Below are 14,328 nucleotides of genomic sequence, written 5' to 3'. Positions count from 1 at the left end.
CTGACACGCTCGTCGCGTAGGCCCTAGGAGCTTCAAGATGACCGTCCCCATCCGCAACCACGACGTCGCCGAGCTCAAGCGTCTCGACCTCGCCCACCACCTGCCGGCCCAGGCCGACCACAAGGTGATCTTCGAACTTGGCGGCAGCCGGATCGTGACCCGGGCCGACGGCTGCTACATCACCGACGGCGACGGCCACCGCATCCTCGACGGCATGGCCGGCCTGTGGTGCGTCAATGTCGGCTACGGCCGCACCGAGCTGGCCGAGGCGGCCTACGAGCAGATGCTGGAGCTGCCGTACTACAACACCTTCTTCAAGACGACGACGCCGCCGACCGTGAAGCTGGCGGCCAAGATCGCCGAGAAGATGGGCGGCCACCTGACCCACGTGTTCTTCAACTCGTCCGGTTCGGAAGCGAACGACACGGTCTTCCGCCTGGTCCGCCATTACTGGAAGCTGAAGGGCCAGCCCAGCCGCACCGCCTTCATCAGCCGCTGGAACGCCTATCACGGCTCGACCGTGGCGGGCGTGTCGCTGGGCGGCATGAAGCACATGCATGTGCAGGGCGACCTGCCGATCCCCGGCGTCCACCACGTGATGCAGCCCTATCCGTTCGGCGACGGCTTCGGCGAGGACCCGGCCGCCTTCCGCGATCGCGCCGTCAAGGAGATCGAGGACAAGATCCTCGAGGTCGGCCCCGAGAACGTCGCGGCCTTCATCGGCGAGCCGGTGCAGGGGGCGGGCGGGGTGATCATCCCGCCGGACGGCTACTGGCCCGCGGTCGAGGCCCTGTGCCGCAAGTATGGCATCCTGCTGGTCTGCGACGAGGTGATCTGCGGCTTCGGGCGCCTGGGCCAGTGGTTCGGCCACCAGCACTACGGCATCAAGCCGGACCTGATCGCCATGGCCAAGGGCCTGTCGTCCGGCTACCTGCCGATCTCGGCCGTGGGCGTGGCCGACCACATCGTCGCCGAGCTGCGCGAGAAGGGCGGGGACTTCATCCACGGCTTCACCTATTCGGGCCACCCGACCTGCGCGGCCGTGGCGCTGAAGAACATCGAGATCATCGAGCGCGAGGGCCTGGTCGAGCGGGCTCGCGACGACGCGGGTCCCTATCTCGCCAAGGCGCTGGCGCGGTTGAACGACCACCCGCTGGTCGGCGAGACCCGGTCGCTGGGCCTGATCGGCGCGGTCGAGATCGTGCGCGAGAAGGGGACCAACCATCGCTTCCTCGACAAGGAAGGCGAGGCTGGGCCGATCGTCCGCGACATCTGCATCAAGAACGGCCTGATGGTCCGCGCCATCCGCGACAGCATCGTCTGCTGCCCGCCGCTGATCATCACCCACGCCGAGATCGACGAGCTGGTCGGGATCATCGAAAAGTCCCTGACCGAAGCCGAACCCATCCTCCGCGCGTTGAAGCCGGGGGCGGTGTCATGAAGCCCAAGCACAACAAGGCCAAGCGCGACCAGATCCTGGATCGCGGCGTCTCGACGATCGAGGAGGCCAAGGACTGGTTCGCGCGCCAGCACATCGAGGAGATCGAGTGCGTGGTGCCCGACCTGGCGGGCGTGGCGCGCGGCAAGATCATGCCGGTGCGCAAGTTCTTAGGGACCCCCTCGATGAACCTGCCGCTGGCGGTGTTCTACCAGACCATCACCGGCGACTTCCCCGAGTTCGAGGGGGCGGTGAACGCGGTGCAGTCCGACACCGACATCTTCCTGACCCCCGACTTCGCGACCCTGGCCGCCGTGCCGTGGGCGCAGGACCCGACGGCCCAGGTCATCCACGACGCCTTCCACCCCGACGGCCGCCCGGTAGAGGAGTCGCCCCGTCAGGTGCTGCGGCGGGTGCTGGCGCTCTATGACGAGAAGGGCTGGAGCCCGATCGTGGCGCCGGAGATCGAGTTCTATCTCGTCGATCGCAACACCGACCCGGACTATCCGCTCAAGCCGCCTATCGGCCGCTCCGGCCGTCCGGAGACCGGCCGCCAGGGCTATTCGATCAGCGCGGTCAACGAGTTCGACGCCCTGTTCGAGGATATGTACGAGTACTCCGAGCGCCAGGGCCTGGAGATCGACACCCTCATCCACGAAAGCGGCGTGGCGCAGATGGAGATCAACCTGCGCCACGGCCATCCGCTGGAGTTGGCCGACCAGGTCTTCATGATGAAGCGCACCATCCGCGAGGTGGCGCTGGAGCACGAGATCTACGCGACCTTCATGGCCAAACCCATGGCTAGCGAGCCGGGCAGCGCCATGCACATCCACCAGTCGATCGTCGACAAAAAGGGGCGCAACCTTTTCTCGGACGAGAAGGGCGAGGAAACCGAGCTCTTCCACGGCTTCATCGCCGGCCAGCAGACCTTCCTGCCGGCGATCATGGCGATCCTTGCGCCGTACGTGAACAGCTACCGCCGCATCGCCAAGGACTCCGGCGCGCCGGTCAACACCCAGTGGGGCTACGACAACCGCACCTGCGGGCTGCGCGTGCCGCCGTCGGGGCCGGACAACCGGCGCCTCGAAAACCGCATCCCCTCGTCGGACGCCAATCCGTACCTGGCCATCGCGGCCTCGCTGGCGGCCGGGTATCTGGGCATGGTCCAGGGCCTCAAGCCCTCCGAGCCGGTGGCCACCGACGCCAGCGTGCTGGGCGTGCAACTGCCGCGCAGCCTGTCGGATTCCCTGAAGCTGTTCGAGGCCTGCCAGCCCCTGGTCGACATTCTCGGCCCCACCTTCTGCGCCGCCTACGATCGGGTGAAGCAAGCCGAGTACGAGACCTTCATGCGCACGATCAGCCCGTGGGAGCGGGAGTTCCTGCTGCTGAATGTGTAGGGCGGCGCATGAACCTTCTCCCTTAGGGAGAAGGGGGACCCGCGCCGAAGGCGTGGGGGATGAGGGGTTACAGCGGTGACCGGCGAACCCCCTCATCCCTACCCCTCTCCCTATGGGAGAGGGAACTGGTACGAGGCCACCGCTTCCGATCGCCCCGATCTGCCGCCGGTGGCTGGCGACGCCGCCGCCGAGGTTTGTATCGTCGGCGCCGGCTTCACCGGTCTCGGCGCGGCGCTCGCGCTGGGGAGCCGGGCCATCGTCCTGGAGGCCGCCCATGTCGGCGCGGCCGCGACGGGCCGCAATGGGGGGCAGGTCCATACCGGCCAGCGGCGCGACCAGGCGTGGCTCGAGAAGGCCGTCGGCCGCGACGACGCGCTGGCGCTGTGGCGGCTGGCCGAGGACGCCCGCGCCCACTTCAAGACCCTGACCGACACGGTTCCTTGCGACTGGCGGCCGGGCATGATCCACGCCCGCCACAAGCCGAACGGCGAGGCCGAGGACGCGGCGTATGTCGACCTGATGAGCGGCCGTTACGGCTATGACCAACTGGAGCTGATCGGCGAGGACGCGCTGGCCCGCGAACTGGGGACCGACGTCTATTTCGGCGGCCTGATCGATCGCGGCGGCGGCCATGTCCACCCGCTGAAGCTGGCGCAAGGCATGGCGCGGCGGGCCATGGCCGCAGGCGCGGTCATCCACGAACACACCCGCGCCGAGACCTGGCGGCGGGAGGGGGGCAAGATCGTCGTCGAGACCGCGCGCGGCCGGGTGACCTGCGAGCGGCTGATCCTGACCGGCGACGGCTGCCTCAACGCCATGGCCGGCGCGGCGCGTTCGCGGGTCATGCCGATCAACAACTTCATCGCCGTCACCGCGCCGCTGGGCGCTCTCGCCGACGAGATCATCCGCTCGAACGCGGCAGTCTCCGACAGCCGCTTCGTCGTCAACTACTTCCGCAAGACGCCGGACGGCCGGCTGCTGTTCGGCGGCGGCGAGAACTATCGGCCGGGGTTCCCGCGCGACATCGCGGGGATGGTCCGCAAGAACCTCGCCAAGGTCTATCCGCGCCTGGCCGAGGTCGAGCTAACCCACGCCTGGGGCGGGACCCTGGGCATCACCATGAGCCGCATGCCCTTCGTCGGCGAGGTCGCGCCGGGCGTGCGCGTCGCTTCGGGCTATTCGGGGCAGGGGGTGATGCTGGCCCCCTATGTCGGCAGGCTGCTGGCGGAGGAGAGCGCGGAGGCGCTGGACCTGCTCGCGCGTGTTCCCACGCCGCCGTTCCCCGGCGGGCGCTGGCTGCGCTGGCCGCTGACCGTGGCGGGGCTCAGCTGGTACGCGCTGCGGGATCGGCTTTAGCGCCAAATCCTCCCTCTCGCGGGGGAGGTGTCGGCTCGAAGAGACGACGGAGGGGGAAGAGGCAAGGTCAACAGGACTTCCCCCACCGGTCGCTTCGCGACCACCTCCCCCGCTAGGGGGAGGATTGTAGCACCACGCATTGACACCCCGGCCCTCCGCCCGCTCTCCTCGCGCCATGACCACCACGACCGCTCCCGCCGCCAGTCTCGCCGACGCGTTCGCCAACGCCGAGCGGCTGCTGGAGAGCGATCCGGCGCTGGCCGCCGAGCAGGCGCGGGCGATCCTGGAGGTCGTGCCGCGCCACGCCGACACCACGCGCCTGCTGGCGACCGCGCTGCGGCTGTCGGGCGAGACCGAGGCCGCGCTGGCGACCGTCGCGCCGCTGGCCCAGGCGCTGCCGAACCTGCCGCTGGCCCAGCTGGAGCTTGGCCTGTGCCTTGAGCGCCTCGGCCGCACGGCCGAGGCGGCGCGGGCGTTCGAGCGCGCCAGCACCCTGGAGCCGCGCCTGTCCGAGGCCTGGCGCGGGCTGTCGGAAAGCCTCGCCCTGCTGGGCGACGAGGACGGCGCCGAGCGCGCCCTGGCCCGGCAGCTGCGCGCCTCGACCCGCGACCCGCTATTGATCGAGGCCGCCACCGCGCTGGGCGAGGATCGGCTGGGCGAAGCCGAACGGCTGCTGCGCGAGCGGCTGAAGGCTGATCCGGCCGATGTCGCCGCCATCCGCATGCTGGCCGAGACCGGCGCGCGCCTGGGCCGCTACGTCGACGCCGAGGGCCTGCTGACCCGTTGCCTGGAGCTGGCCCCGAACTTCGCCGCCGCGCGCCACAACCTGGCGACCATGCTCTATCGCCAGAACAAGAACGCCGAGGCCCTGGCCGAAATCCAGCGGCTGACCGACAAGGAGCCCCGCCACCCCGGCTACGCCAACCTGCGCGCGGCGATCCTGGCGCGCCTGGGCGAGTACGAGCAGGCCATCGCCGTCTGCGAGCGGATGCTGGCCGACTATCCCAACCAGCCGAAGGGCTGGATGAGCTATGGCCACGCGCTGAAGACCGTGGGGCGCCAGGCGGACTCCGTCGCGGCCTATCGCAAGGCGCTGGACCAGGCCCCGACCCTGGGCGAGGCGTGGTGGAGTCTGGCCAACCTCAAGACCGTCAAGTTCACCGCCGAGGACGTGGCGGCCATGACCGCCGCGCTCGACGCGCCGGGACTTTCAGACGACGACCGGCTGCACCTGCACTACGCCCTGGGCAAGGCGAACGAGGACGCGGAGGCCTGGGACGACTCGTTCGCCCACTACGCCGCCGGCGCCGCCATCCGCCGTGAGCAGCTGGACTACGATCCCGAGGAGAACGCCGCCGAGACCGCGCGGACCAAGGCGGTGTTCACGCCCGCCTTCCTGGCGGCGCGGGCGGGGCAAGGAAGCCCAGCCCCCGATCCGATCTTCATCGTCGGTCTGCCGCGCGCCGGCTCGACCCTGGTCGAGCAGATCCTGGCCAGCCACTCGATGGTCGAGGGCACCATGGAGCTGCCCGACCTGATCGTGATGGCCCGCCGCCTGGGCGGAAAGACGGCCCACCGCGCCGAGTCCCGCTATCCCGAGGTCCTGGCCGAGCTCTCACCCGATCAGCTTCGCGACCTGGGCGAGGAGTTCATCGAGCGCACGCGCGTCCAGCGCAAGACCGACAAGCCATTCTTCATCGACAAGATGCCCAACAATTTCGCGCACGCGGGCTTCATCCATCTGATCCTGCCCAACGCGAAGATCATCGACGCCCGTCGCCATCCGTTGGGCTGCTGCTTCTCGGGCTTCAAGCAGCACTTCGCGCGGGGGCAAGCGTTCAGCTACGACCTGACCGACATCGGCCGCTACTACGCCGACTATGTCGAGCTGATGGCCCACTTCGACGCCGTGCTGCCGGGCCGCGTCCACCGGGTGATCTACGAGGCGATGATCGCCGATCCGGAAGCCGAGATCCGGGCGCTTCTGGACCATTGCGGCCTGCCGTTCGAGGAGGCCTGCCTGACGCCGCACAAGACCGAGCGGGCCGTGCGCACGGCCAGTTCGGAGCAGGTCCGGCGACCGATCTTCAAGGACGCGGTCGAGCACTGGCAGAAATTCGAGTCGCATCTGGACCCGCTCAAAGCGGCCTTGGGGCCTGTCCTCGACGTCTATCCGGATGCGCCCGTTATTTGACCATCTGTCGCGGTTCTTGCCATTTCTGCAACACTCTAGGGAATTGACACGGGACTGTAATTTCCCAGCTTGCCGGACTCTTCGGCGCGGGTCGAACATCGTTCCCTCAAATGGGGTTAGGGGAGCGAATGATGTCGTCGGGAACGGTTCGTTCGAGGAAGGTTGGCGTCTATTCGGCGGCCCTCTTGGCCTCGACCATGATGACGGGGCTGGCCCACGCCCAGAGCCAGGCCGGGCAAAGCGCCACCGCTCTGGAAGAGGTGGTCGTCACCGCCCAGAAGCGCTCGGAAAACCTGCAGGACGTGCCGGTCAGCATCCAGGCGATGGGCGCCGAGAAGCTTGAGCAACTGCAGGTCGGCGCCTTCGTCGACTATGTGAAGTACCTGCCCAGCGTGTCGTTCACGACCAGCGGTCCCGGTTTCGGCCAGGTCTATATGCGCGGCGTGGCGAGTGGCGGCGATGGCAACCACTCCGGCTCGCTGCCCAGCGTCGGCGTCTATCTGGACGAACAGCCGGTCACCACCATCCAGGGCGCGCTGGACGTCCACGTCTACGACATCGCCCGGGTCGAGGCCCTGGCGGGGCCGCAAGGCACGCTGTACGGCGCCAGCTCCCAGGCTGGCACGATCCGGATCATCACCAACAAGCCCACGACCGTCGGCTTCTCGGCCGGCGTCGACGTCGAGGCCAACAAGGTGGACGGCGGCGGGACCGGCCATACGCTGGAAGGCTTCGTCAACATCCCGTTGTCGGACAAGATCGCCGTCCGCCTGGTCGGCTGGGAGGTCCGCGACGCTGGCTATATCGACAACGTGGCGGGTACGCGCACCTACACCCGCGGCGACGATGATCCGACCAACGATCTCACCATCAACAACAGCAACCGGGTCGAGAAGAATTACAACAGCGTCTACACTCAGGGCGGCCGCGCGGCCCTGCGCATCGAGCTGGACGACAACTGGGTGATCACGCCCCAGCTCATGGGCCAGGTTCAGAAGGTGGGCGGCCTATTTGCCTACGACCCCAAGGTCGGCGACCTGAAGGTCTCCCACTTCTATCCGGAAAGCAGCAAGGACAAGTGGGTCCAGGCGGCCATGACCATCGAGGGCCAGGTCGCCAATCTCGACGTCACCTATTCGGGCTCGTACTTGAAGCGCAACGACGTCGTCAATTCCGACTACACCGACTACTCGTACTTCTATGATCAGGTCGGCTACGGCTTCTACTGGACCGACAACGCCGGCAACCTGGTCAATCCCTCGCAGTACATCCAGGGCAAGGACCGCTACCGCAAGGAAAGCCACGAGATCCGGATCGCCTCGCCGCAGGACAAGAAGCTGCGGGTCGTGGCCGGCGGCTTCTACCAGAAGCAGAAGCACAACATCTTCCAGAACTACCGGATCGACGGCCTGGGCAGCGACCTGTCGGTGCCGGGCTATGTCGGGACGATCTGGCTGACCAAGCAGAACCGCGTCGATCGCGACAAGGCCGTGTTCGGCCAGGTCGAGTACGACATCACCGACCAACTGATGCTGACCGCGGGCATCCGCTTCTTCAAGGCGCACAACACGCTGGTCGGCTTCTACGGCTACGGCGCGGGCTATGGCTCGACCGGCGAGCGGGCCTGCTTCAAGCCGGCGGTGGTCGAGGGCTCGCCCTGCACCAACCTCGACAAGAGCGTCAAGGAAAGCGGCAACGTTCCCAAGGTGACGCTGACCTACAAGATCGACGGCGACAAGCTGGTCTACGCCACCTACTCCAAGGGCTTCCGGCCCGGCGGCATCAACCGGCGCTCGACCCTGCCGCCCTACCAGGCCGACTATCTGAAGAACTACGAGGCCGGGTGGAAGACCACCTGGTTCAACAACAGCTTCCGCTGGAACGGCGCGGTGTTCATGGAGGACTGGAAGAACTTCCAGTTCTCGATCCTGGGCGCCAACGGCCTCACCGAGATCAAGAACGCCAACCAGGCCCGCATCAAGGGCGTGGAGAGCGACATCACCTGGGTCCCGGTCCAGGGGCTGACGATCAACGCCTCGGCCGCCTACACGGACGCCAAGCTCAGCGCGAACTACTGCGGCTTCACCGACAGCGCCGGCAATCCCATCACGACCTGCGCGACCCCGCAGGCGCCGGACGGGACGGTCCTTCCGGTAACCCCGAAGTACAAGGCCAACCTGACCGCGCGCTACGTGTTCAGCCTGCGGGATTGGGACGCGTTCGTGCAGGGCTCGCTGGTGGGGCAGACCAGCAACTGGACCGACCTGCGCCTGAAGGAGCGCGAGATCATCGGCAAGCAGAAGGGCTACGCGACCGCCGATTTCTCGATGGGCATGGACAAGGACGGCCTGTCGCTCTCGGTCTATCTGAAGAACGCCTTCGACAAGCGCGCCAGCCTCAACCGCTACGCCGAATGCGCCGAGAGCGTCTGCGGGACGCAGTACTACATCGTCCCGAACCAGCCCCGCACGATCGGGGTCAAGCTGGGTAAGACGTTCTAGTTCAGGGTGGGAAGACGAGGGGCGGTCCGATGGGCCGCCCCTTTTCGTTTCGCCTTTTCCCCGCGTGACCGGGGAGAATGGATTTGATGTGAAGACCTCGAGCTCCAAGCCCTTAGGCCTTTGGATGTGCGTGGCCCTGGTCGTGGGCAACATGATCGGGTCTGGCGTGTTCATGCTGCCGGCCTCGCTGGCGCCCTACGGCTGGAACGCGGTCATCGCCTGGCTGATCACCATTGGCGGCGCCCTATGCCTGGCCCTGGTCTTCGCGCGGCTGGCCCACGCCTTTCCCCGCGCCGGCGGGCCGTTCGCCTATACGGAAGAAGCGTTCGGGCGGCCGGCGGGCTTCCTGGTCGCCTGGTCGTACTGGATCTCGGTGTGGGTCGCCAACGCGGCCATCGCCATCGCCAGCGTCAGCTACGCCACCGTCTTCGTTCCCGCCCTGGCCAAGACGCCGGGCCTGGCGGCCCTGGCCACCGTCGCGGTGGTGTGGGCGGTCACCGCGATCAACTGCGTCGGCGCGCGGGCGGCCGGCTGGACCCAGCTCCTGACCACGGTGCTGAAGCTCTTGCCGCTGGCGGCGGTGGCGGGCTTGGCGGGCCTGATCCTGCTGCGAAAGGGACCCGCGGCGATCGCCCCGTTCGAGCCGTCCGCCCTGTCGGCCAGCGGCGTCACCGCCGCCGCCGCCCTGACCCTTTGGGCTCTGCTGGGCGTGGAGTCGGCGACGATCCCCGCCGAGCAGGTCGATCGGCCGGAGCGGACCATTCCGCGCGCCACCCTGCTGGGCGCGGCGTTCACGGGCCTTGTCTATCTGCTGGTCTCGTCCGGCGTGCTGCTGCTGACCCCGGTCGCGGTGCTTCAGACCTCGAACGCGCCGCTCGCGGACTTCGTGGCCTTCCACGGCGGCGGCGACCTGCGCCTGCTCCTGGCGGCCTTCGCCTCGATCAGCGCCCTGGGCGCGTTGAACGGCTGGGTGCTGCTGCAGGGTGAGCTGCCCGCGGCGATGGCGCGCGACGGCGTGTTTCCCGTCTGGATGGCCAAGACCTCGGCGAACGGGACGCCGGTGCGCGCCCACCTGCTGTCCAGCGGGCTCGTGACGATCCTGGTGCTGGCGAACTACGCCAAGTCGCTGGCCGACGCCTTCACCTTCATGGCGCTGCTGTCCACGACCTCCAGCCTGTTCGCCTATCTCTTCTGTTCGCTGGCCGTGCTGAAGCTGGGGCGGGAGGGCAAGATGCCGCTGTCGCCGGGGCTGGCGATCGTCGCGGGCGTCGCGGCCGTCTATTCGGCCGGGACCTTCTATGGCGCCGGCTGGTCGGTGACCTTCTGGGGCCTGGTGCTATTGGCGGCGGGCGCGCCGCTCTATGTCTGGATGCGGCATGTGGGTCGCGCTTCGGAGGTCGGGAAATGATCGCGCGTCTCGCCCTGGCCGCCCTGACGGCGTCCCTCGCCACGAGCGCGGGCGCCGGAGAGGTCTCGTATGTCCGCGCCGGGCGGCTGATCGATCCGCGGTCGGGCAAGGTCGCGACCGACCGCCTGATGCGCATCGAGGGCGGCAAGATCACCGCCGTCACCGCCTGGACCGCGCCGCCAACGGACGGTCCGGTCACGGACTGGAGCAAGCTCACGGTCCTGCCCGGCCTGATCGACATGCACACCCACCTGGTCGACGACGAGCAGAGCGAGAACATCGCCCAGCCCCTGCTGAGCAGCGCCGCGCGACAGGCCTATGTCGGCGCGGCCCACGCCCGCGCGACCCTGATGGCCGGCTTCACCAGCGCGCGGGACGTCGGAAGCTGGCGGGCGTTCAGCGACGTGGCGCTGCGCGACGCGATCGAGGCGGGCGACGTGCCGGGCCCGCGGATATCCGTCGCCGGCGCCTATGTCACCGCGCCGGGCGGGGGCGGGGAGATCACCGGTCTGGCGCCCGAGGTGACCATCCCGGCCGAGATGCGGCGCGGCGTGGTCGAGGACGCCGCCGACGTGCATCGCAAGGTCCGCGCGCTGCTGGTGGGCGGCGCCGACTTCATCAAGCTGATCGCCACCGGCGCGGTGCTGACCGAGGGCACCGAGCCCGGCCAGCTGGAGCTGTCCGAGGACGAGATCCGCGCCGCCGTCGAGGAGGCCGCCAAGCGCGGGACCTATGTCACCGCCCACGCTCATGGCGCCGAGGGGATCAAGATCGCCGTCCGCGCCGGCGTACGCTCGATCGAGCACGGCTCGCTGATCGACGACGAGGGGATCGCCCTGATGAAGGCCAAGGGCGCGTTCCTGGTGGCCGACATCTACAACGGCGACTTCATCGACACCTATGGCCGCGAGCACCACTGGCCCGACGGCATGATCCGCAAGAACCGCGAGACCACCGATGCTCAGCGGGACGGCTTTCGTAAGGCGGTGAAGGCGGGGGTCAAGATCGCCTACGGCACCGACGCCGGCGTCTATCCGCACGGCTGGAACGCGCGCCAGATGCCCTACATGGTCAAGTACGGCATGACGCCGATGCAGGCGATCCAGTCGGCGACGACGGTGGCGGCCGAACTGATGGGCAAGACGGGGCGGGTGGGGTGCGACGCGCCCGGCTGCCATGCCGACCTGATCGCCGTGGTGGGCGATCCGCTCTCCGACATCTCGTCGCTGCTGACCGTGCCGAAGGTGATGAAGGGCGGGGTCGTCGTGAAGGATGAACGCTAGGCGCGAAGGGCGTGGCGGTCTCGTGCGTTGGGCGCATGGGCCTGGCTCGCGAGCGCACAGGCGCGGACGGCGGTAGGTTAAAAAACGGTCATAAATCGAGCAATGTCTAAATAGACCTATAAGGCCTTCTCGTCATTTCGAGTCATTGGTCAATGATACCCGAGGCGTCAAAACATTCGCTGGGGGTATTGCGTGAGTTACAATCTATTCAATGATGGAAATATCGGCGTTCGCAACCTGATCACGCCCATTATTTTGGCATCTGTGCTTGGTTTGGGCGGAGTCGCCCAGGCCCAGGAGACCAAGAACGAAGTCGATTCCGTCGTCGTCACCGGCAAGCGGGTGTCCGAGGCCGCGATCGCCGTGGGCACCGACCAGGCCACCGCCACGGTGTCGATCACCCGCGAGGCTCTGCTGTCGGCCCCGGCCGGCATCACCGGCCTGAAGATGCTGGAGTCCCTGCCGGGCTTTAACGTCCAGGCCAACGACGCGCTGGGCATGTACGAGTTCGGCAACTCGGTCACGGTCCGGGCCTTCAACTTCCAGCAGGTCGGCTTCCTGCTCGACGACATTCCGATGGGCCGCAGCGACCAGTTCGGCGGCAGCCCGATCTATCGCTATGTCGACAACGAGAACCTGCTGCGGGTGACCGCCTCTTCGGGCGCGGGCGATGTCTCGCTGCCCAGCTACGCCTCGCTGGGGCCGATCGTCGACTACTTCACCCAGCAGCCCGGCGAGACGGCCGGCGGCAAGGTCAGCCAGACCTTCGGCGAGGACAATCTGACCCGCACCTTCCTGCGCCTGGAGACCGGCGAGCATAAGGGCTTCTCGGCCTATGCCAGCGGTTCGGTCATCAACAGCGACCAGTGGCGCGGTCCCGGCACGATCGACCGCGAGCACTACGAGGGCAAGATCCGCTGGGAATTCGAGACCGGCGACCTGAGCTTCCAGACGGTGCACAACGACTATTTCGACTACGACTCCCCGTCGTTCACGATCGCCCAGTACAAGGGGACGGCCAACGACATCTATGGCCGCAAGGGACGTGACTTCGGTTACGTCGGCTATATCGCCAACCTGGCGCCCACCGCGAGCGGGCTGAAGTACTCGAACGCCAACTACGCGCAGTACTACAAGTTCGGCCTGAACGCCCGCAGCGACCACCTCTACGGCGTGACCCTGCACAAGGACCTCGCCGAGAACCTGCGCTTCACCGGCACGGTCTATTACGAGAAGAAGGACGGCTGGGGCTCCAGCGGCGTCGGCTACGAGACCGCGCTTGGCTACTACAACCAGCAGAAGGCCGTGGTTCCGGGGCTGAACGCGCCGCTAGGCCTGCAGTTCGGCATCTCGCAGATCGACGGCATCCGCAAGGGCGCGACCGGCAAGGTGGCCTGGACCCTGGGCGATCACAAGATCGAGGGCGGCGTCTGGTACGAGGACGACGACTATCACCAGCTGTCGAACACCTTCAACGTGGCCGATGGTTCGCCGGAAGGCGCGCCGAACTTCAGCCAGCCCGTCTATCGGACGCGCGACTACACCTCCAAGCGCGACACCTGGGAAGGCTTCCTGAAGGACACGATCATCCTGGCGGACGGCAAGCTGAAGGTGGACGCGGGCTTCCGCATGCTGAGCGTCGACTACCAGATGCTGGGCAAGCGCAACCGCGAGGACTTCCGCTTCAGCCAGACCGCCAATCTGCGGACCACCTGGGAGGATCTGTTCCTGCCGCAGGTCGGCGCGGTCTACACGATCGGCCGCGGTCAGGTCTTCACGTCCTACTCGGAGAACATGTCGCTGCCGCGCGGCGCCGATGCGGTCTACTACACCCCGGCGACCGTGAACGTGCCGGCGCCCAAGGCCGAGACCTCGAAGAACATCGAGCTGGGCTATCGCGCCAACCATCCGACCTTCAACGCGTCGGTGGTCACCTACTACACCAGCTTCAAGAACCGCCTGCAGTCGTTCAGCGAATATCTGCCGGGCACGACCACGCTGGAAACCTACTACCAGAACGTCGGCGGCGTTCACGCCTATGGTCTGGAGTTCAGCGGCCAGTGGAAGCCCGAGGCGCTGGGCGGCAAGATCTACTTCAACACCAACGCCTCGTATAACAAATCGGTGTTCGAGGACGGCTTCTCGATCCGTAGCGCCACGGGGGTGACGGACTACCCGCTCAAGGGCAAGAGCGTCCCGGACTTCCCCGAGATCGCTATCCAGGGGGGCGTGACGTTCGAGCCGACCGAATGGGCGGTGATCAATCTGTCGGCGCGCCACATCAGCGATCGCTACAGCAACTTCATGAACAACGAGAAGACCAAGGGCTACACGCTCTTCAACGCCTACATCGACCTCGGCGAGGGCTTCAACTACGGCCCCCTGAAGGACATCAAGGCCCGCATCAACGTCGATAACATCTTCGACAAGGACTATCTGGGCACGATCTCGACCGTCGTGACCGGCGCGGCCAACTACCGCTCCGGCCCGCACCGCACGGCGCAAATCACGCTGTCCGCCGGCTTCTAGAGCGTTTCAGGGCGAGGCGGCTTTCGGGCCGTCTCGTCCGCGTCCTGATTTGAGACCCCTGTCCGGGCCAAGCATCGTTCCTGGCCCGGATAGGGACGTCCATCCAGCCGGCCGTCCAAGGCGCGCCAGGCGCTCAAGCCCTAGCTACACAAGGGATTGGGCGAAATGGCGATTACTGACCGAAGGTGAAAAAGCGCACATCTCCGTCTGGCCCGGATCATG

At 67.3% G+C, this 14,328-nt stretch carries 8 protein-coding genes; all 8 read left to right on the top strand.

Going from position 1 to position 14,328, the window contains the following annotated elements:
- Positions 1–37: 37 nt before the first annotated feature.
- The 8 genes from J2728_RS13950 (at position 38) to J2728_RS13915 (ending at position 14,106) form a co-directional block, all read left to right on the top strand.
- Entirely contained in the window at positions 38–1,441 is a 1,404-nt protein-coding gene (locus tag J2728_RS13950) for an aspartate aminotransferase family protein (RefSeq protein ID WP_310000003.1), read from the top strand.
- On the top strand, positions 1,438–2,835 hold the full coding sequence (locus tag J2728_RS13945) for a glutamine synthetase family protein (RefSeq protein ID WP_310000001.1): 1,398 nt from the start codon (positions 1,438–1,440) through the stop codon (positions 2,833–2,835). The genes J2728_RS13950 and J2728_RS13945 overlap by 4 nt, the downstream gene beginning before the upstream one ends.
- A 75-nt stretch (positions 2,836–2,910) precedes the next feature.
- A complete protein-coding gene (locus tag J2728_RS13940; protein ID WP_309999999.1) occupies positions 2,911–4,191 on the top strand; it encodes an NAD(P)/FAD-dependent oxidoreductase in 1,281 nt (426 codons plus the stop codon).
- Positions 4,192–4,366: 175 nt separating this feature from the next.
- Positions 4,367–6,385 (top strand): tetratricopeptide repeat-containing sulfotransferase family protein, encoded by a 2,019-nt coding sequence (locus tag J2728_RS13935; protein ID WP_309999997.1) that lies wholly within the window; start codon positions 4,367–4,369, stop codon positions 6,383–6,385.
- A 131-nt stretch (positions 6,386–6,516) separates the two neighbouring features.
- On the top strand, positions 6,517–8,886 hold the full coding sequence (locus J2728_RS13930) for a TonB-dependent receptor (protein WP_310000118.1): 2,370 nt from the start codon (positions 6,517–6,519) through the stop codon (positions 8,884–8,886).
- 124 nt (positions 8,887–9,010) lie between these two features.
- Entirely contained in the window at positions 9,011–10,294 is a 1,284-nt protein-coding gene (locus J2728_RS13925) for an APC family permease (RefSeq protein WP_310000117.1), read from the top strand.
- A complete protein-coding gene (locus J2728_RS13920) occupies positions 10,291–11,577 on the top strand; it encodes a Xaa-Pro dipeptidase (RefSeq protein WP_309999996.1) in 1,287 nt (428 codons plus the stop codon). The genes J2728_RS13925 and J2728_RS13920 overlap by 4 nt, the downstream gene beginning before the upstream one ends.
- A gap of 264 nt (positions 11,578–11,841) precedes the next feature.
- Positions 11,842–14,106 carry a TonB-dependent receptor gene (locus J2728_RS13915; RefSeq protein ID WP_404979764.1) on the top strand — a complete coding sequence of 755 codons (2,265 nt, stop codon included), beginning with the start codon at positions 11,842–11,844 and terminating at the stop codon, positions 14,104–14,106.
- Positions 14,107–14,328 lie beyond the last annotated feature (222 nt).

Source organism: Caulobacter segnis, from assembly GCF_031454995.1.
In the GTDB taxonomy this organism is placed as follows: Bacteria; Pseudomonadota; Alphaproteobacteria; order Caulobacterales; family Caulobacteraceae; genus Caulobacter; species Caulobacter segnis_E.
This window is presented reverse-complemented; position numbering and strand designations above follow the sequence as displayed.